Origin of the sequence: Pseudovibrio sp. W64 (assembly GCF_001623145.1) — a bacterium.
Lineage (GTDB): Bacteria > Pseudomonadota > Alphaproteobacteria > Rhizobiales > Stappiaceae > Pseudovibrio.
This window is the reverse complement of the sequence record NZ_LMCI01000001.1, coordinates 152,543-170,304: the sequence shown is the minus strand read 5'-3', so window position 1 is coordinate 170,304 and position 17,762 is coordinate 152,543. Positions and strand designations below refer to the sequence as shown.

Annotated in this window: 17 protein-coding genes; 4 read left to right on the top strand and 13 right to left on the bottom strand. The window is 51.2% G+C overall.

Translation table 11 applies throughout. From position 1 onward, the window contains the following. Positions 1–412: 412 nt before the first annotated feature. The 3 genes from ribB (at position 413) to PsW64_RS00815 (ending at position 3,213) form a co-directional block, all read left to right on the top strand. The gene (gene ribB / locus PsW64_RS00825) at positions 413–1,732 is read left to right on the top strand and encodes a 3,4-dihydroxy-2-butanone-4-phosphate synthase (protein WP_063287268.1); all 1,320 of its coding nucleotides are present in this window, start codon (positions 413–415) and stop codon (positions 1,730–1,732) included. 39 nt (positions 1,733–1,771) lie between these two features. Next, the gene (locus PsW64_RS00820; RefSeq protein ID WP_208980484.1) at positions 1,772–2,320 is read left to right on the top strand and encodes a hypothetical protein; all 549 of its coding nucleotides are present in this window, start codon (positions 1,772–1,774) and stop codon (positions 2,318–2,320) included. A gap of 155 nt (positions 2,321–2,475) precedes the next feature. Then, the gene (locus tag PsW64_RS00815; RefSeq protein WP_063287270.1) at positions 2,476–3,213 is read left to right on the top strand and encodes a class I SAM-dependent methyltransferase; all 738 of its coding nucleotides are present in this window, start codon (positions 2,476–2,478) and stop codon (positions 3,211–3,213) included. Between the two features lie 21 nt (positions 3,214–3,234). Here the strand turns inward: PsW64_RS00815 and PsW64_RS00810 are convergent, their stop codons facing one another. From PsW64_RS00810 to PsW64_RS00800, 3 genes are all read right to left on the bottom strand, one after another. Continuing rightward, a complete protein-coding gene (locus tag PsW64_RS00810; RefSeq protein ID WP_063287271.1) occupies positions 3,235–3,525 on the bottom strand; it encodes a DUF1330 domain-containing protein in 291 nt (96 codons plus the stop codon). Between the two features lie 53 nt (positions 3,526–3,578). Then, the gene (locus tag PsW64_RS00805; RefSeq protein WP_063287442.1) at positions 3,579–3,902 is read right to left on the bottom strand and encodes a hypothetical protein; all 324 of its coding nucleotides are present in this window, start codon (positions 3,900–3,902) and stop codon (positions 3,579–3,581) included. Between the two features lie 152 nt (positions 3,903–4,054). Beyond that, positions 4,055–5,320, bottom strand: coding sequence for a class I SAM-dependent RNA methyltransferase (locus PsW64_RS00800; protein ID WP_063302382.1), 1,266 nt, complete (start codon positions 5,318–5,320; stop codon positions 4,055–4,057). A 356-nt stretch (positions 5,321–5,676) separates the two neighbouring features. Here PsW64_RS00800 and PsW64_RS00795 point away from each other — a divergent pair, with 356 nt between their 5' ends. After that, entirely contained in the window at positions 5,677–7,743 is a 2,067-nt protein-coding gene (locus PsW64_RS00795; RefSeq protein ID WP_063302381.1) for a methyl-accepting chemotaxis protein, read from the top strand. Between the two features lie 60 nt (positions 7,744–7,803). On the opposite strand, the gene PsW64_RS00790 is transcribed toward PsW64_RS00795, so the two are convergent. The 10 genes from PsW64_RS00790 to PsW64_RS00750 form a co-directional block, all read right to left on the bottom strand. Continuing rightward, positions 7,804–8,538, bottom strand: coding sequence for a TlyA family RNA methyltransferase (locus PsW64_RS00790; RefSeq protein ID WP_063302380.1), 735 nt, complete (start codon positions 8,536–8,538; stop codon positions 7,804–7,806). A 33-nt stretch (positions 8,539–8,571) separates the two neighbouring features. Continuing rightward, positions 8,572–8,718, bottom strand: a complete 147-nt coding sequence (locus PsW64_RS27505; protein WP_164845264.1) for a hypothetical protein — start codon at positions 8,716–8,718, stop codon at positions 8,572–8,574. Positions 8,719–8,765: 47 nt separating this feature from the next. Beyond that, positions 8,766–9,371, bottom strand: coding sequence for an SCO family protein (locus tag PsW64_RS00785; protein ID WP_063302379.1), 606 nt, complete (start codon positions 9,369–9,371; stop codon positions 8,766–8,768). Positions 9,372–9,400: 29 nt separating this feature from the next. Next, complete coding sequence (locus PsW64_RS00780; protein WP_208980483.1) at positions 9,401–9,874, bottom strand: copper chaperone PCu(A)C; 474 nt, start codon at positions 9,872–9,874, stop codon at positions 9,401–9,403. A gap of 85 nt (positions 9,875–9,959) precedes the next feature. Next, a complete protein-coding gene (locus tag PsW64_RS00775) occupies positions 9,960–10,373 on the bottom strand; it encodes a hypothetical protein (RefSeq protein ID WP_063302377.1) in 414 nt (137 codons plus the stop codon). 38 nt (positions 10,374–10,411) lie between these two features. Next, the gene (locus tag PsW64_RS00770) at positions 10,412–11,797 is read right to left on the bottom strand and encodes an MFS transporter (protein ID WP_057465021.1); all 1,386 of its coding nucleotides are present in this window, start codon (positions 11,795–11,797) and stop codon (positions 10,412–10,414) included. A 128-nt stretch (positions 11,798–11,925) separates the two neighbouring features. Beyond that, complete coding sequence (gene dxs / locus PsW64_RS00765; protein WP_063302376.1) at positions 11,926–13,827, bottom strand: 1-deoxy-D-xylulose-5-phosphate synthase; 1,902 nt, start codon at positions 13,825–13,827, stop codon at positions 11,926–11,928. A gap of 779 nt (positions 13,828–14,606) precedes the next feature. Next, positions 14,607–14,861: an exodeoxyribonuclease VII small subunit gene (locus PsW64_RS00760; RefSeq protein WP_208860096.1), complete on the bottom strand. Its 255-nt coding sequence runs from the start codon at positions 14,859–14,861 to the stop codon at positions 14,607–14,609. 37 nt (positions 14,862–14,898) lie between these two features. Further along, positions 14,899–15,819 carry a histone deacetylase family protein gene (locus PsW64_RS00755; protein WP_057465023.1) on the bottom strand — a complete coding sequence of 307 codons (921 nt, stop codon included), beginning with the start codon at positions 15,817–15,819 and terminating at the stop codon, positions 14,899–14,901. Positions 15,820–16,463: 644 nt separating this feature from the next. Further along, entirely contained in the window at positions 16,464–17,453 is a 990-nt protein-coding gene (locus PsW64_RS00750) for an L-threonylcarbamoyladenylate synthase (protein WP_063287279.1), read from the bottom strand. Positions 17,454–17,762 lie beyond the last annotated feature (309 nt).

The window sequence follows — 17,762 nt, the reverse complement described above, 5'->3', positions numbered from 1 at the left end:
TTTCCGGGAAACCGGCTATCGTGCCTTATAGGCAAAAGAGGCGACGTTGTTCATTATAAAAAGCCCGGGCAAGGCGTGTAGCTGATGCCGAAGACTCATTACTAACAAACAGCGCAGGCATTGCCTGCCGCCTTGCTCATCCCGACTTCCGGGAACTCTGGTTCAACACTGCATGAGAGGTCATGTGGTGATTTCAGTGCTTGCTCTCCTGAAATACGGAGCCGAGGCAGGGCACATAGTTGTAACCGAGCGCGTTCGCGCAAAGCCGCAAACCGTTTATTCACCTCAAGATCAGGAACAGATACGACCTAGGTAGAAAGCGGTAAGCTTTTTTCAGTTTTCCTCTTGATTTCCAGCGGCAAAAGCGCGATTTCAGTATCACTGAAAATTATATAGCCAAGGGGCTGGAATTATGCGCTTGACTGAATGGTTGGAAGACGCTGGTGAAAGCAGGAGTGCCTTTGCACGCCGCGCTGGTTTGTCTCCTGCATCTGTAACGGCTCTGTGCAACGACCCAAGCGCATGGATTTCTCGAGAAATGGCCCAGAAAATCGCTGAAGCGACGGGCCATCAGGTGACCCCCAACGATTTTCTCGGACTAAAAGAAAACAAGGAGTACGTCGTGTCTCAAACAAGAGTTGCCGAAGCCCTGCGCGCCTTCGAAAACGGCGAGATGGTTGTTGTAACTGATGATGATGATCGCGAAAACGAAGGCGATCTCATTGTAGCAGCCAACATGATCACCCCTGAGCAAATGGCATTCATCATCCGCCACACCTCTGGGATCGTCTGTGCTCCGATGACGCTCAAAGAAGCAAAACGCCTGCACCTTGAGCCGATGGTCGCCAACAACGACGCTCCACTGGCAACTGCGTTCACCGTCTCCGTGGACTATGCGCCGGGCCTGACAACTGGCATCTCCGCTGAGCAGCGCTGTGCAACTGTTCGCGGCCTTGCTAACCCAAATGCTGGCGCAGCTGACTTCGTTCGTCCGGGTCACATCTTCCCCTTGGTGGCAAAAGAGGGCGGCGTCCTAATGCGTTCTGGCCATACAGAAGCAGCGGTCGACCTGTGTAAACTGACTGGCCTGCCGGAAGTCGGCGTCATCAGCGAGCTGGTGAATGACGATGGTACTGTAAAGCGCGGTGAGCAAGTTGAAGCTTTCGCCCGTGAGCATAACCTGAAAATGGTTTCAGTCGCGGATCTCATTGCATGGCGTCAGCGTCATGAAAACCTCGTAAGCCGTATCGATGAGTTCGACGTAGAGACCACAGCAGGCAAAGCGCGCGCCATCGTGTATTCTACTCCGTTCGACAATGTTGGCCACTTGGCGCTGGTTTACGGCGACGTGCGCGATGGTCAGGATATTCCGGTCAGACTTCATCTGGAAAACGTTCTGGATGATGTGTTTGGGCAAACCAAACCTCTGGAAGCAATCATGGAAGACTTTGCTGAACGAGGCCGAGGCATTATTGTTTACCTGCGTGAAGGTGCGGTAGGCGTTGCAAGCAAGTCCAACCGTCATCGTGATAACCTGGAAGCTGCTGAGCATGAGCAGCACGTTTCCGCTCAGGGCCGGTCTGAGGACTGGCGCGAAGTTGGTCTCGGTGCGCAGATCCTGAAAGATCTGGGAGCCAATTCCATTCGGGTTATTGCATCGCGTGAGCGCCACTATGTTGGCCTTGAAGGCTTCGGCTTGAAAGTTGAAGCAACAGAAACTCCGGCGGACTAATCAACAGGCCCCCGGCGCAATATGGAAAGTGGCGGGGGCATGTCTCAGTTTGATCTTGATCCATGGCAGGAAGAGCAAAGCTCGGCTGAACCATTCACACTGGGCTATCGAAAAGGGACGGGCGAGCCTGTTGTCTACGGCAGCCTGTTGCTCGGGGCAGCTCTTCTTGGTACGGGCATTGTAAGCGGTTCACTGATCCCTGCATTGGCATCACTACCCGTTTTTCTCAGCGTTCACTGGCACTACCCTTTCGTTGATAAACGCCCTCAAATCGCAGCCAATGAGACCGGGCTCTATCTGGAAAGGCTTGGTGTTCTGCGCTGGTCCGCAATTGCTGAGCTTTCCCTTTACAAAACAGCTGTCCGCACCATGGAATTCAACCAGCTGCACATCAAACTCAAAGGCCCGATTGACGACTGCCTCGTAAAGCGAGAGCCCCAGTCTATGCCGAGACGGGCTATGAGAAAGAACTGGCGCTTGAAGCAAGCCAAGTCGAACGCACCAGTACTTGAAGTGGATTTACATCTCCTTGCATGTGACCCTGAGATCCTCTTGCAAAGAACTAGACAGTTCTGGCGGGGGCAATGATGTTTCTCTGCAACACTGATCTATAAACAATCATTGAGCAGATTAAATACCTCAGAATTCTTTGTTTGGCTGCAAATCCGCTTATCCTGTTACAAGACGTTAACACTCTTAACCTAACTTTTATTAGGAAGGACAGCACCCGGAAGGCAATTATCATGCAGCTGAACCGCACGGAGACAAAGGGAAACACATGCAGCTTTACCAGTCTGGATAAGGATTGGGGGGCAGATGATGACTATCTTTTCAACTTCGCTTGCACGCCGGGTGGAAGCGTTTTGCAAATTGCATGCGGCACAGGTGCGCTGTCCAACGCGCTTTCCAGACAAGGTGTAAACACTGTTGGTGTTGACCGAAATCCGAAGAAAATTGCACAAGCTGTTAAACGCTCAGAGACGGTAACATGGTTGGAGGCAGATGCCCGAACGGTGCACCTCAATCAGAAATTCGACCGCATTATCATCACTGGCAATGCTTTCCAGGCCTTTGCAACCAATACGGATCAGATCCTCGTTCTCCAAACCATCGCCGCTCATCTGAAACCAAATGGCAAATTCGCTTTTGGCATGGAAAACCCGAAAGCGCGCCCATGGGAGAAGTGGGGCCAGAAAGGCAAACCTCTTTTGGTCCGCTCGGTTGAAGGGCAAAGAGTGTCTCTGTGGCAGGATACAGCCGGGCCAGACAAAAACGGTCTCGTGTCCATGCAAACCCACTACGACAGCGATGGACAGCATTACTCCAGAAACAACATGCGCCGCTTCGTGCATCGCGATCATATCCGCGACCTGTTGGAAGCCGTTGGCCTGCGCGCAACAGCTTCCTATGGGGACTGGTCAGCACTCAACCTGAATGATGCTGCGCCTTTCATTATCGTCAGCGGTGGCCTGAGCACCTAACGCTCCTCAGGCTCCCAGAACTTACACCCCATCAATAATCGTCAGGCTACACTTAGCAGCACCATGACGGATTTTGGCAACAGGGGCATACTCCGGACAATTCAAAAACGCCTGCGCCTTTTCCATGCTTGGAAACTCCACGATGACGAGACGGTGTGGTGTCCATAAATCACTCTCAACCACATCCATATCACCGCCACGTGCCCTGTAGATGCCGCCGAAGCTCTCAGCAATCGGGCGAGCCTGAGCCTTGTAATCTTCATAGACGACAGGATCTTCAATTTTTGTATCAACAATGACGTAAGCCGGCATATACTTCTCCTGTAATTGGAAAAGATCCTATCTGATTTGCTTGCTCTGGGAAATCATGCTGCGGACTTAGTATTGTTATCTTTAGGCGAGGGTTGACCTTTACCCTGACGCTTCCTGAAATAGCGTGGACGCGTTCGTCTGATGATCTTCTTAAACCGCCCGCTGGAACGCACCTCAATCCAATGCAGAGCCTGATTGAGCCAAACAAAGTTTTTCCGATGCCGCCGCACGAACTTGGCAAACCTGCGGCTTGTAGCGATCAGTAGAACCGTCCCCAGAGCCAGCAGCGGTACGCCGGTAGGGATGGGCGTCCAGACCGTCAGCAGGCCCAGCACAATGCAAATGATAGCTGCAAAAACCGAAAGGCCCTTGATCAATAGCTCGGCCACCTGTTCGTGTTAACAACAAGTGAGAGTATATTCAGTACTCGTGAAACTTACGTAACACGCTCTTCCCAACTTAGGGCAAATATTGAAAATTCAGGGAAGACGGCAAATTACTCGCAACTTGCCGCCTGCATAATTACCCCTTATGCGCCGCGTTCCAGCAGGGCAACCACTTCAACGTGAGGGGAGTAGAGGAACTGATCAATCGGTACTACGCGCTTGATCTGATAGCCACCGTCCAGCAGCTCTCGAATGTCACGAGCAAAACTGGCAGGGCTACACGAAACAGCAACGATCTTCTTGACTGGAGACTTCGCAAGTTCCTGTGCCTGGGCAAGCGCACCAGCACGCGGTGGATCAAACACCACGCCATCAAACCCCTTGCCGAAGTTATCGAGCTCTTTTGCAACAATTGGTCGGCGGAACAGATCCCGGCGTTCAGTCGTAACCTTCTTAAGGCCCTTGGCACGGCGCAATCCAAGATCAAGCGCTTTCAGCGATGTTGCTTCGCCTTCCACCGCATGCACATTGGCAAACTGCCCGATCTTGAAAGTCAGAGTACCCGCACCGCAGAACAAGTCAGCCACGCGTTTGCAACCACTCAGACCCTCTGAAAGAAGATCACCCATGGTTTTTTCGGCGCTCAAGGCTGCCTGAATAAACCCGCCGGACGGAATTGGAACAGCCACACCACTCATATCCAGCAGAGGAGGGCGGATCTCGATAATTGTTTCACCATCGACAGTCAGGCGCGCAAAGTTATTTTCAACAGCAGCCTGTGAGAGTTCAAGGTAATGCTTGTCTTTGTTTTTACCCAACCCACCAATAGCAACATCAAGGCCGCTCTGTGTTGTCGTCACGGTGAACTTCAGTTCGCCCTTACGCGGCAGAATTTCGCCGGCAAGCTTGCGAAGTCCCGGCACAGCCTTCATGAGCTCAGGTGCAATCACAGGGCATTCTTCAATGTCGACAAGGCGGTTGGACTTGGCTGTGTGATAGCCAAACAGCACTTTATGGCTTGCCTTCACAGCTGCAAAGACTGCACGGCGGCGACTGCCCTTGCCGCAAACCACGACATCTTCCACTGGCGTTTCGATGCCACGGGAGGCCAGAGCGTCCACCACTTGTTGGCGCTTGAAGTCCTTATAGGAAGCCTCATCCATATGCTGCAAAGAGCAGCCACCACATGTGCTGAAATGCTTGCACACGGACGCGACGCGATGCGGGCTCGGCTCAATGATCTCGTTAAGTTCCGCACGAGCGCCTTGCACTTGGGCGCTGACAAGCTCGCCCTCAAGTGTATAGGGAACAAAGATCTGTCCGGCATCGGTCTCAGCAACACCGTCACCCTTATGGGCAAGGCGTGCAATACGGAGGATTTCTACAGTGGCTTCAGGCTTCTTAGACATGGCACTGCGTTTACAGCGCCGCTCCGATACATGCAATGCTTGATGTCGCGAAGTTTGGCATTCCGTTCGAGCGTGATTGGATGGCGATGTTTAGTCTTCGATTTGATCTAGGGGAAGTCATCGTCTGTGACGCAAAGGTAATGTGGAAAATTACTGTATAGGCGTGCTGAGCGACACTTTATACTGAGTTTCTGAATAGATTTTGCCGATCTATTTAAAATGTTCTCTGAAATAAACTTTTTGTTTGTCTATTTGATCGATTTCCCAACGGAATATGCGGGTTGCATGCGTATGGTGATACATTCTATGGCTGCAACTTTCCCAAAAAAATCGGCGATGTTCTGTAGGAGTTTTCAATGCCGTCTTTAAAATTAAAAGGGAAATTGACATTTTGGGTTGTCGTGATTGCACTGGTGTCGATGGTTGCCTCATCGGGGTCTGTCTTGTTCATTGGGGCAGGAGTTATCGAAGAACAAGCAATCAGGCTCTCAAACGAAATTGCCAAGGAAAGTGCAGCCGTCGTTAAAGCTGAACTGGATCAATCTTTTGCTGTTGCGCGCAATACAGCCAATGCATTGGACGCACTCAGAAAAAGCGGGGACGCCAATCGCGCAGCTTCAGCAGAGATCCTCAAAGGTGTCCTCCAGAGCAACGAGCAGCTGATTGGCAGCTGGGCCGCTTGGGAACCTGATGCGTTTGATGGCAAGGATCAGGACTGGGCCAACAAGCCGTTTCATGACCAGACCGGACGATTTATCCCATACTGGTTCCGCTCAGGTGGACAGATAGGCCGGGAAGCACTCGTCGATTATGAAAAGGATGGAGCAGGTGACTACTACTTGCTTGCTCAAAGAAGTGGCGATGAGATCATCCTGGAGCCCTACATCTATTCTGTTGGCGGCGTCGATACCCTGATCACTTCTCTTGTTGTGCCGGTGGATGGCTTTGGCGCTAGAGACGGTGTTGCTGGTGTTGATATCGCTCTTTCTGATATTCAGGAGCGACTGAATGGAATGCATCCTTATGAGGAGGGCTACCTCACACTGATCAGCTCTTCCGGAACAATTGTTTCCAATCCAGACAGTCTGCTTGTGTCCAAAGCTGCTGGTACAGCGGGTTTTTCAAAAGCAATTCTTGAGCCGTTAACCTCTGGAAAAACGCGCATTCTACCCAACACGGAAGTCGGTAATGTTGAAATGTTGCAAGTGGGCGTTCCAATCAGTATTGCCAAAACCGAAGAGCCATGGCTGCTGGTCATCACCATCCCACGCAGTAAAATCCTTGAGGCGTCCAATCAGATGTTCTCACTTGTCTCTGTCTTGGGCGTTGTACTCGCGCTCCTTGCAGCTCTGGGCGCATGGATATTTGCCAGTTCGTTGAGCAAGCCAATTTCTTCTCTGACCCGGGTTATGGGTGAGTTGGCATCAGGAAATCTGCAGGTTGATATCTCGGAGCGCCGCCAGAAAGATGAGATCTCTGACATGATCACAGCTGTGGGCGTGTTCAAAGACAACGCCATCAAAGTCAAGGAGATGGAGGCAGACAAAAAAGAGCAGGAAAACAAACGCATAGCCGCTGAAAAGGCAACGCGGACCAAGATTGTCTCTGATTTTGAAAAGAGCGTAGGCAGTGTTGTTCAAACTGTTTCATCCGCTGCCACAGGCATGAAGTCACATGCAGAGATACTGGAGCCAGCTGCCTCAAGAGCACAGTCGCGTGCCCAGGCGGGGGCAAATGCAGCTGAGGCGACCTCTGTTAACGTACAAACCGTGAGTTCTGCTGCGGAGGAGCTGACAGCATCCATTCGCGAAATTGGGATGCAGGTCGACCTGGCCTCAAGAACGGTTGCGGTGGCTGTCTCTAAGTCTGAACAAACCAACATCACCGTGCGTGGTCTTTCCGAGGCTGTGCTGAAAATTGGCGAAGTGATTGACATCATCAATGCGATTGCCGATCAGACCAACCTTCTCGCCTTGAATGCCACCATTGAAGCGGCCCGAGCTGGGGAATCTGGCAAAGGGTTTGCCGTTGTTGCCAATGAAGTGAAGGATCTGGCCAATCAAACAGGGCGGGCAACCCAAAGCATCGCCGAACAGATCAGCGGCGTTCAGGAAGCAACGCAAGGTGCTGTTGATGAGATTGCGGGCATTTCCAAAACCATCAGCGAACTTGATGAAGTAGCCTCCAACATTGCTGCTGCAGTTGAAGAGCAGGGCGTGGCAACCAGTGAAATTGCCCGCAGCGCTGAACTTGCATCGAATGGGACCAAGGAAGTTTTTGCCAGCGTGAATGACATTGGCAAAGCGGCTGAAGACACCAGCAACTCTGCTTTGAGTGTGAAAAAGGCGTCTGTGGATCTCACGGATCTGGCAGATGAGCTCAAAGACCGCGTGGAAGGCTTCGTGTCTCAGTTGCGTGCATAAAGCACACAGGAACACCTTTTCCCGAGACCTCTATGCCTCGGGAGAAGGGTTTCATGAAAACTATAATGGCTTCTTTTGGCAGGCCATCAGGTACTCTGCATTTCCATCTCCACCCTTGATCGGGGAGGAGGTGATGCCAAGCACGGACCAGCCCGGCTGTGCATTCATCCACTCTTGCAGTTCTACAGAGATCTGTTCCGCAATCTCTGGTGCAACAAGACCACCTTTCCCAATCCGCTCACGCCCTGCTTCAAACTGTGGCTTGACGAGGAAGACCCCTAAGGCACCATCAGCAGCCAGCTCAAGAGCTGGTGGGAGGGCAAGCTTCAGAGAGATAAAGCTCACGTCGGAAACTAGAAACTCCGGGTGCTGGCTTTCAAGATGCTCAAGCGTCAGCTCACGGGCATTCAGGCCGTCTTTACGGACAACGCGTGGGTTGTTGGAGATCTTATCTGCCAGCTGATCATGCCCAACATCAATGGCATGAACGATCTGAGCATCATGCTCCAGCAGAACCTGCGTGAAGCCTCCTGTCGAGGCGCCAATATCGAGGCAAACCTTACCAGCAGGGTCGAGCTCAAAATGCTCCAGGCCTTTGATGAGCTTCAAAGCGGCGCGGGATACATAGTCAGAGGCCGGATCATCGATAGAGACGTCGGGCTTGCCTGAGATCTTCTGCGAAGGCTTCTTTGCAGGCGTACCATCTATAACGACCGTGTTTCGCAAGATTGCATCACGAGCACGGGCACGCGTTTCAAAATAGCCATGTTCGACGAGGAATTGATCAAGCCGCATATGTCACCTGACTGGGATGATTAAAAGCTTAGCCTAAAGGCCGAAGCAACCAGCCAGTGCATTTAACAGTTTGTCTGAGAAAAGCAAATTGCCATAGCGCATCCAAAGGAATGCGGTGGCTGCGATCAGCAGAAGTCCAACGGCAGCTGTGCCAGCATAGAGAGCTGCATGATCTTTCATATCTTCATCCAAAAAAGGGTGCCTGAATTCCCAGACACCCTAAACTTTTATGAGCTACCAAGCAACTTTCTGATTTTTGGAAGCGCTGTTTCTTCAGGTTCCTGATAGCTGATGGTTCCCACGAAATCCAAGTCACCATTCAGCATGTAAACCGCTGCGGTGTGGTCCATGGTGTAATCACCGTCTTCCAATGGTACTTTTCTCGCATAAACGCGGTAGTCTTTAACGACTTTTTTAACCTGGTCGACGGAGCCAGTCAGTGGAACGACGTGAGACCCAAACGCAGCAACATAATCCGCAATAACGTCTGGTGTATCGCGTTCAGGATCAACGCTGACGAAAACGAAGTTCAGATCATCTGCCTTCGGACCCAGATTATCAATCCATCCCTGCATATCAGAGAGGGTTGTTGGGCACACATCAGGACAGTATGTGAAGCCGAAGAACATCAGAGTTGGTTTGCCATCAAGGTTCTTGTCTGTAAAGATTTGTCCCTTGCCATCAACCAGCTCAAACGGGCCACCGATCTGCACAGTAGCAGCCTGCGGGACATCCTCTTTCACAAACTTCATTACTGTTACAGCAGAAACTGCGGCAACGAGCAATGCGACTGCAGCCCACGCTCCATATCGAATTGTTTTCGCAACGTTCATCTTAATCCACCCGTGCACAGTTCAATTGGTTAGTGGTGCATTTTGCCGGATTTTGCACCCATTTTCATAACTGGGAATGTTACTTCAACTGGACCGGCTTTTTCGAATTCCAGCGTAACTTTGAGCTCTTCGCCCATTTTGAATGCTTGGTTCAGGCCCATGAACATGACGTGGTAGCTGCCAGGCTTCAACTCAAGTGTCTCGCCAGCAGGAATAACTACGCCATCGTCCAGCTTGCGCATTTTCATGATGCCATCGTTCACAGCCATTTCGTGAATTTCAGTGCGCTTGGCATAGCCGGAAACTGCACCTGTCAGGCGCGCATCTTCGCTGCCATTGTTGGTGATGGAAACGAAGGCCCCGCCACCTTTTGCTTTTGGTGGAGTAGCGCGTGTCCAGGCATCTTTAATGGTCAGTTCACCGTGTTGTATGCTGTCCGCAAGAGCAGCAGAACCGGTGAATGCAACAAGAGCTGCTGCAACAAGAAGAGCACGTGTTTTCATAATAGTCATCCAAGGAATAGCTCCCTACCTGTAAACTCAGGCAGAAGAGATCAGTCAAATCAGGTTTTGTTGATCAAGGGAAAACCTAGGCGACTGGAGGAGCCCGGATGAGGAAATTATGACCACGGAGGCTTCTGTCAATTACGAGAGCGCTATCAAGGGAGAGAGAACCAGCAACCACGAGGGTAGGACACTGCCAGTTCTCGGGCTCTATCGAAAAATAAGTCGCCTGTTTGGACGTATGCGGGCACATGAACGTGCAATCGCAGCCTATTCCCAGCGGATTTTCGGTATGCGTGGAGCCTTCAATCTTTGCAATCTGCGAACCGCCTGAAGGGGCGCACAATTGCATGAGCGCAGCAACCGAAGGATCAGCAGCTGCACCGGAAAAACTCAGGACAAGCAACAGTACTCGGGCCAGCATCGCAACGCCAGCAAGCAAAACGAGCGGATGCCGCTCGCTTCTGAGTACATGTAATGTATTACTCGGCTTGACCATGAGTCTTTCTTAGTTGCTTCCGCTGAGTGTGTCTACACTCAGCCAGAAGGGAATCTGGAATTATCCTGAGTCTCATCAGTTGTAGGCGGATTCTCATCCTCATCATTGCGATTTGGCAAATCACCCACTTCTTCTGAGGCCATGCCCTCATCCTGCTCGTAGGCAGGGAACTCTTCAGGCGGAATAACGTAAGGATCTTCGATATCTAGCGGATCAGGTGTAAGCACGGCACCCATGTTGGATGTTGCACCGTATTCGAAGTCTGTCTTCTCCAGATCCTCGTCCGCAGGGCGAATAACCAGGCGGCTGACAACGAAGAGCGCAAGAGCGACTTCAACAAGTGCCACCCATATGAATAGGCCTTCAGGGCCGATGCTGAACATCAGGCCTGCTGCAACGGTCGGTCCAATCATCGACCCGATTCCGTTTGACATCAGAACACCAGAAGATGTCTCGACGTAGTCTTCTGCTTCCACATAGTCGAAGGCGTGGGCAGCAACAATCGCGTATGTCGGCTGACTGGCCATGCCAAGGATCAGGAATACGGTGAATGTAGTCCAGAAGTTTCCGCTCTCAAGCGTAAAGAGCACTAGTGCCGCCGCTGCCGCAGCAAAGCCCAGGAGCAAAATAATGATACGACGGTCTACACGGTCAGACAGACGACCAATCGGCCACTGCGTAATCGCACCACCCAAAACGATGGCCGCTGCAAAATATGCTGCCTCGTTGGTGCTGTAACCGATCTGCTTGGCATAAAGCGGAGCCAGCGCCCACATGGAGCTGTTGGCAAGACCAATCAGCAAACAACCAATCAGGGCCACAGCGGAGGTCTGATAAAGGTTGATCGGGCGGAAGCGCACCAGCGTAATAGGAGCTGGCTGTACTGCTTTGGTGAGCACAACGGGAACCACGGCAACGCTGACAAAAATGGACGCAATTGCAAATGGTACAAAGGTGCTAACGTCAAAGCCAACAATCATCAGCTGGCCACCCATGGTCGCACCCAGGTAGCAGATGATGTAAAGCGACATGACTGTGCCACGGTTCTCATTAGTTGCCCGGTCATTCAACCAGCTTTCGACAACCAAAACGATGCCGGCAAAACACACACCAGTAATGATGCGGAAAAGCGCCCACGCCAAAGGATCCACCAGAATAGGGTGGAGCAGTGCGGCGCCAGACATCAAAGAAACCAGTGCAGCAAATGCACGGATATGACCGGCCCGTAGAATGAGAAACGGACCAAACAGACACCCAATCACAAAGCCAATGTAAAAACTGGACGAGATCAGACCAATTTGGAGGTCTCCAAATCCGGCCAAATCAGCTTTGAGGGGGATAAGCGTCGAAGAAAGTCCATGCCCTGCAAGAATCAGGGCGGTGGACAGCATCAAGGACGCAAAGGTTGCAAGCAGCAGTATCATGCGCGCACCAGCCAACGATGTAAAACTGAGTTCACACTACATATCATATGCAAAAAGAAAATAAGGAGAGCAGCGAAAGCTGCCCCTCATTTAATTTTTTGATGAGTTATGAACATAAATACAATGTTCTACACCAGCCTTAACGGCAAATCCTCTGCTTTACCAAGGGTTTCAAAGACACGGCGCACAATCCCTGATGCATCTAGTCCGGCATCTTTGTACATTGTCTCTGGCTTCGCATGGTCCTGGAAAACGTCCGGCAGGATCATGCTGCGAACTTTAAGGGATCCATCAAGCAAGCCGTTGTCAGAGAGGAACTGAAGCACCTGGCTTCCGAAGCCGCCAATGGAACCTTCTTCGATGGTGATCAGCACATCGTGCTCTTTAGCAAGGCGCCCGATCATCTCTGTATCAAGCGGTTTGGCAAAGCGTGCGTCGGCAACTGTTGTTGAAAGACCGGCCGCATCAAGCGTATCAGCAGCCCTCAAGGCTTCCTGCAAGCGGCCACCCAGTGAAACCAGAGCAACGCGGGAGCCTTCTTTAACGATGCGGCCTTTGCCGATCTCCAAAGGCATGCCGACTTCCGGTAGGTCAATGCCAATGCCTTCACCGCGCGGGTAACGGAAGGCAATAGGGCCTTCATCATAAGCTGCAGCGGTGGAAACCATATGAACCAGCTCTGCTTCATCACCCGGTGACATAACAACCATGCCCGGCAAGCAAGAGAGGAACGCAGTATCAAACGAGCCGGCGTGGGTCGCACCATCCGCGCCAACGAGACCAGCGCGATCAATCGGGAAGCGTACAGGCAGTTTCTGGATCGCAACATCGTGGACAAGCTGATCGTAGCCACGCTGAAGGAAGGTCGAGTAAATTGCACAGAACGGCTTGAAGCCCTCAGAGGCAAGACCAGCAGCGAATGTCACAGCATGCTGTTCAGCAATACCCACATCGAACATGCGGGTTGGGTGAACTTTCTCAAACACATCCAGACCAGTTCCGTCCGGCATCGCGGCTGTGATGCCAACGATCTTCTCGTCTTTGTTTGCTTCTTCAATCAACGCATTGGCAAAAACGCGAGTGTAGGCAGGTGCATTCGGTTTCGGCTTGGACTGTTCACCTGTCACAACATCAAACTTGGCAACAGCGTGATACTTGTTGCTGGCGTTCTCAGCAGGCAGATAGCCTTTACCCTTTTGGGTCACCACATGAACGAGGATTGGACCTTCTTTAGCGTCCCGAACGTTTTTCAGGACAGGCAAAAGATGATCCAGATTGTGCCCATCAACGGGGCCAACATAGTAGAAGCCAAGCTCTTCAAACAATGTGCCGCCGGTAAAGAAGCTGCGGGCAAACTCTTCTGCCTGCGCTGCTTTTTCCTGCAGAGGTTTTGGCAATGCGCTCGCGACCTGCTTAGCTGCTTCGCGGAAGCCCTTATAAGTCTTGCCGGAAACAAGACGCGCGAGGCTCGCGGAAAGGGCACCAACAGGTGGAGCGATCGACATGTCATTGTCGTTCAAAATAACGATCAGGCGCGAGTTCAGCGCACCCGCATTGTTCATGGCTTCATAAGCCATGCCAGCGGACATCGCGCCATCACCAATCACAGCGATCACGTTGTTGTCGCCACCGGCAAGGTCGCGGGCCACAGCCATGCCAAGGCCAGCTGAAATAGAAGTGGAAGAGTGTCCGGCGCCAAATGGGTCGTAATCACTCTCGGAGCGCTTGGTGAAGCCGCTCAAGCCGCCATCCTGACGCAGTGTGCGAATACGCTCTTTGCGGTCAGTCAGAATTTTGTGCGGGTAACACTGGTGTCCTACATCCCAGATCAACCGATCTTTGGGCGTGTCGAAGACGTGGTGGAGCGCAACGGTGAGTTCAACAACACCTAATCCAGCTCCTAAATGCCCTCCTGTAACAGAAACAGCATCAACCATCTCCTCTCGAAGCTCTTCAGCAACTTGTTGAAGGCGGTCCTCGGGGACCTTCTTGAGATCAGATGGGTTTTGAATTTGATCTAGCAGGGACATCAGGGTCTTCTTAAGTCTTTTGACTATTTGGCAGCTTAACACAGAACGACCCGACCATGGCATATGTTCTAAATTATGGCCGAAACGACTGTCTTCCGTAATTGACCACGATTATAGCAAGCCTGCCCTCTGTGCAATTGCCTGTCATGAATAATTGATCGTTTATGCTAGGTCCTTTTGTAGGGATGCCTCTTCAAAACCTGTGTCAATAGGGGATGAGAACGTATTTTTTTTCATTTGCTAGTATTAATTGCGCTTTTGTCACCCCATGGGGTGATGCAATCTGCGACGAAACGTCCTATGTCGAATGTGTGGTCGATGGGGCCACGTGCACAGTGATCGACTTGGGGCTACGGTTTTCGTAGCCCCCTTTTTTTTGCCTATACCAATATCCGGCGATAAATGAAGAATACTTGTCGATTTAAACTAGACCGTCCGGTCGGTTATACGATCTATCCAGTGCTTTGTATTCTCTGTCTTGAAATAATATTCTGTGAAATATCTCCGGTTAAGTATTGTTCCAATTAAAACTTATCGGCTCAATAGAATAACGGTTGTGTTATGTGCTCAATAGTTTTTGTCCAATTTTATTTAGTAGGCTAAATAATAAATTATCACGAAATTTTTATCATTTAAGTAAAACGACGTTCCTGATGAATCCGGTGCAAACAAAAACCCCGCTCAAGGCGGGGGCTGTTGAAAAAATGAACGCGTGTACTGGAGAGAGAATTCTAGTTATTGTGTTTAGAACTAGAATTTCAATTCCATATTAGCTGAATTTATTGGTCATCCAGCGCTTCTGTACCAACTGCGTTTCCAGATGTGTTCATCTGGATTTTCTCTACCTTCTCTTCAGCAGCTTTGAGCAAGCCATCGCACTTTTCACGCAAGGCTTCACCCCGAGCGTAAAGCTCGATGCTCTTTTCCAGAGGCACGTTGCCTTGCTCCAGATTGCGAACAATGGTTTCCAGCTCAGCTAATGCTTGCTCAAAGGAAAGGTTTTCAATGGAACCGGCTGCTTCTTCTGTCACCAAACTGTCCTCGCTCAGTCGGGAGTAGGTGCACTCCCAATTAGTAATCCATCAATGTCATTACATGAGCGGCGGCAGATCGCGCAAGACCTTCCAGATCATACCCACCTTCTAAAAGCGAAACGACACGTCCCTGACAACAATCATCTGCAATTTCGATGAGTTTGCGGGTCGCCCACGCAAAGTCCAGCTCTGTGAGGCGCAGGCCACCAAGTGGATCACGCTCATGAGCATCAAAACCTGCGGAGATAATGATCAGATCTGGTGAGAATTCACGGATGCGCGGCAAAATCGCGTAATCAAGGGCTTCACGGAACTGGGTTCCATCATCGCCTGCCGTGAGTGGGGCGTTGACAATGTTGTTGTGCTCACCCGTTTCATTCACGGCACCGGTGCCCGGAAACAACGGCATTTGGTGAGTGGAGGTGTACATCACGGTTGGATCGTTCCAGAAGATTTCCTGAGTGCCATTTCCGTGGTGAACGTCAAAATCCATGATCGCCACACGCTCAAGCCCATAAACGTCCTGTGCATAGCGGGCTGCAATTGCCGCATTGTTAAACAGGCAAAAACCAGAGGTAAGAGCTGACTCCGCATGGTGTCCTGGAGGCCGGCATGCCGCAAAAGCGTTGGAAACGCGTTTACTCATCACCTCATCCACACAGCGTGTAGAGCCACCCACAGCTCGCATCGCCGCCTCCCAGCTGCCCGGAGACAGATTGGTGTCTGGCGCAAAGTCGATGAGCCCCTCTTCAGGGTTCATATTGTGGATGGAGTTGATGTAGTCAGAGCTGTGAACCCGGGCAATATCCTGAAAGGTTCCGAATGGCGCAATATCGCGATCCAGCATGAAGAACCTTTCGTTCTCCAGCATACGATCAATAGCCCGCAAACGGTCGGGACGTTCTGGATGACCAAGCGGAGTAAGATGATTTAAAAAAGCCTGATGGTGCAGCAGCAAAGTACTCAAGATATTGAACCCGTTAAAAAATGAAGTCAGGTACACAGCCAATTTTAGAGCTCGTTCCAGTAGCGAAGTTGGAGCGTGAAGTGAGCACACTTACTCTAGTGTGATGGCACCTAAATCCAATCCTGTGAAAAATTGGGCGAATTACATATACAAGTCCACATTGCCGAGCAGTCTGTCAATTGTACACCCCTCCAGTTTATCTCGGTAATTGGGATGAGGTGCCGATAAATCTCAGTGGTTATGCCTGCGTGGAATGCCCAGCTGTCCCGTGAGTAAGACAAGAAAAATCCGGAGTGCGTGTATAACACGCAACCCCGGATTAAAGGTGCGAGCAATCTGTGTTGCTCGTGGGGGAGGTCCGCTGCATCTCTAAGAAATACATGACTGTAATATTGGGCCAATTCTTTAAATTTGCACGCTGATTATTCCCCCACTCCTTGAATTCATACTGAGCGGAAAGAGAAAAGGTTAACACCTATTCTTTAGGTGTTGCATAAATACAAGGAATTCTACAATAAGCCCAAAGTATTCAGGGGTAGTTATCCTGTGCTCTCAACGGGTTGCGCCAGAGAGATCTTGGGAAAATACAAAGAAGAAGGCAAAGCGCTGTCTGTTTTCAGTGTTCTGAACAGCGTTTAATCGCGGGGAGCAGCAGCGCGGGCAAGGCGATCATTAATAGCTTCCCCCAGTCCATGATGAGGGATTGGCATGACCGCAATTTTTCCGTTTTCTCCAAGGTCGGCCTGACGCAATGCAGTAAACAAGCGTGCAGCAGCCTCGGTCAGATCTTCTGAGTCGCTGAGAGGAACCAGCTTGGCAGCTTTATCGGAGCCTTTGGGCAGATTAGCGCCAAAGGTAATCAACGCTTCCCCTTCCGCCACATCCTCTGCATTCAGGCGAATGTGGGAGTTGGGAGCGTAGTGGGATGTCAGCATCCCGGGCGCCATTGGGGCGCTGTCGTCTGTTCCTGCACGCACCAATGTTTCACCAAGCACAGCTTCAATGTCTTCACGGGCCAGACCACCCGGTCGCAGAAGTGTTGGGCGGTCCCCCACAAGCGAGACGATTGTTGATTCAACACCTACAGAGGTCGCCCCGGAATCGATGAGGTAACACAAGTGATCTTTAAGATCGTTGATAACATCTTCTGCGGTCGTGCCGCTGATCCGCCCGGAAAGGTTGGCCGAAGGTGCCGCCAATGGGCGCCCGGTATGCTTGCACAATGCCCGCATCACCTCGGAGCGAGGCACTCGGAGTGCGATTGTCTCAAGGCCTGCTACAGCAAGATCAGAGACCGGGCTGGTCGGCCGCTTCGGCAACACAAGAGTCAACGGCCCCGGCCAGAAGGCTTCGGCCAGTTTGAGAGCACGGTCATCAAAAAAAGCGTGGGTTTGTGCTGCTTCCAGACTGTCTATATGAGAAATTAAGGGGTTGAAACTTGGACGCCCTTTCGCCTCATATATACTCGCACAGGCTTTGCCATTGGTTGCATCTGCAGCCAATCCATATACCGTCTCAGTAGGTATCGCGACGAGTTTCCCATCGCTCAGCGCATCGCAAATATCCTGAAAAATTTGCGTGTCTTCCAACTGGGTGTCAGATGGGTGTAAGCGCCAGAGTTTCATACCTTTTCTTTCTTACTAAGACGAATGTAGGGGGCAACCTGCCTCTAAGGGACGCTTGACGTATAGGTTAATCACACTACTGTCCCAAACAGGAAAAATTCTGTAGCGGCCTTTTGATGGGCAAAAGCCAATTCGTCAAGTCGCTATAGCGTATTCCCGAGACGTGAGCGTCGGTTTTCGGATGAGAGTATGCGCAAATGTACGCGTATTTCCGAGGAGTGGCCGCCAGCTGTCGGTGAGGACTACGCGTAAATACATTTCTAAGGCGGTTTGCTGGCCCTATATGGAAGGCAGGCGGCCTTAGAAGGG

Bases quoted from the DNA above. Each gene is read 5' to 3' on its own strand.
- ribB (WP_063287268.1), top strand. From the start codon at position 413: ATGCGCTTGACTGAATGGTTGGAAGACGCTGGTGAAAGCAGGAGTGCC.
- PsW64_RS00820 (WP_208980484.1), top strand. From the start codon at position 1,772: ATGTCTCAGTTTGATCTTGATCCATGGCAGGAAGAGCAAAGCTCGGCT.
- PsW64_RS00815 (WP_063287270.1), top strand. From the start codon at position 2,476: ATGCAGCTGAACCGCACGGAGACAAAGGGAAACACATGCAGCTTTACC.
- PsW64_RS00810 (WP_063287271.1), bottom strand. From the start codon at position 3,525: ATGCCGGCTTACGTCATTGTTGATACAAAAATTGAAGATCCTGTCGTC.
- PsW64_RS00800 (WP_063302382.1), bottom strand. From the start codon at position 5,320: ATGTCTAAGAAGCCTGAAGCCACTGTAGAAATCCTCCGTATTGCACGC.
- PsW64_RS00795 (WP_063302381.1), top strand. From the start codon at position 5,677: ATGCCGTCTTTAAAATTAAAAGGGAAATTGACATTTTGGGTTGTCGTG.
- PsW64_RS00790 (WP_063302380.1), bottom strand. From the start codon at position 8,538: ATGCGGCTTGATCAATTCCTCGTCGAACATGGCTATTTTGAAACGCGT.
- PsW64_RS27505 (WP_164845264.1), bottom strand. From the start codon at position 8,718: ATGAAAGATCATGCAGCTCTCTATGCTGGCACAGCTGCCGTTGGACTT.
- PsW64_RS00785 (WP_063302379.1), bottom strand. From the start codon at position 9,371: ATGAACGTTGCGAAAACAATTCGATATGGAGCGTGGGCTGCAGTCGCA.
- PsW64_RS00780 (WP_208980483.1), bottom strand. From the start codon at position 9,874: ATGAAAACACGTGCTCTTCTTGTTGCAGCAGCTCTTGTTGCATTCACC.
- PsW64_RS00775 (WP_063302377.1), bottom strand. From the start codon at position 10,373: ATGGTCAAGCCGAGTAATACATTACATGTACTCAGAAGCGAGCGGCAT.
- PsW64_RS00770 (WP_057465021.1), bottom strand. From the start codon at position 11,797: ATGATACTGCTGCTTGCAACCTTTGCGTCCTTGATGCTGTCCACCGCC.
- dxs (WP_063302376.1), bottom strand. From the start codon at position 13,827: ATGTCCCTGCTAGATCAAATTCAAAACCCATCTGATCTCAAGAAGGTC.
- PsW64_RS00750 (WP_063287279.1), bottom strand. From the start codon at position 17,453: ATGAAACTCTGGCGCTTACACCCATCTGACACCCAGTTGGAAGACACG.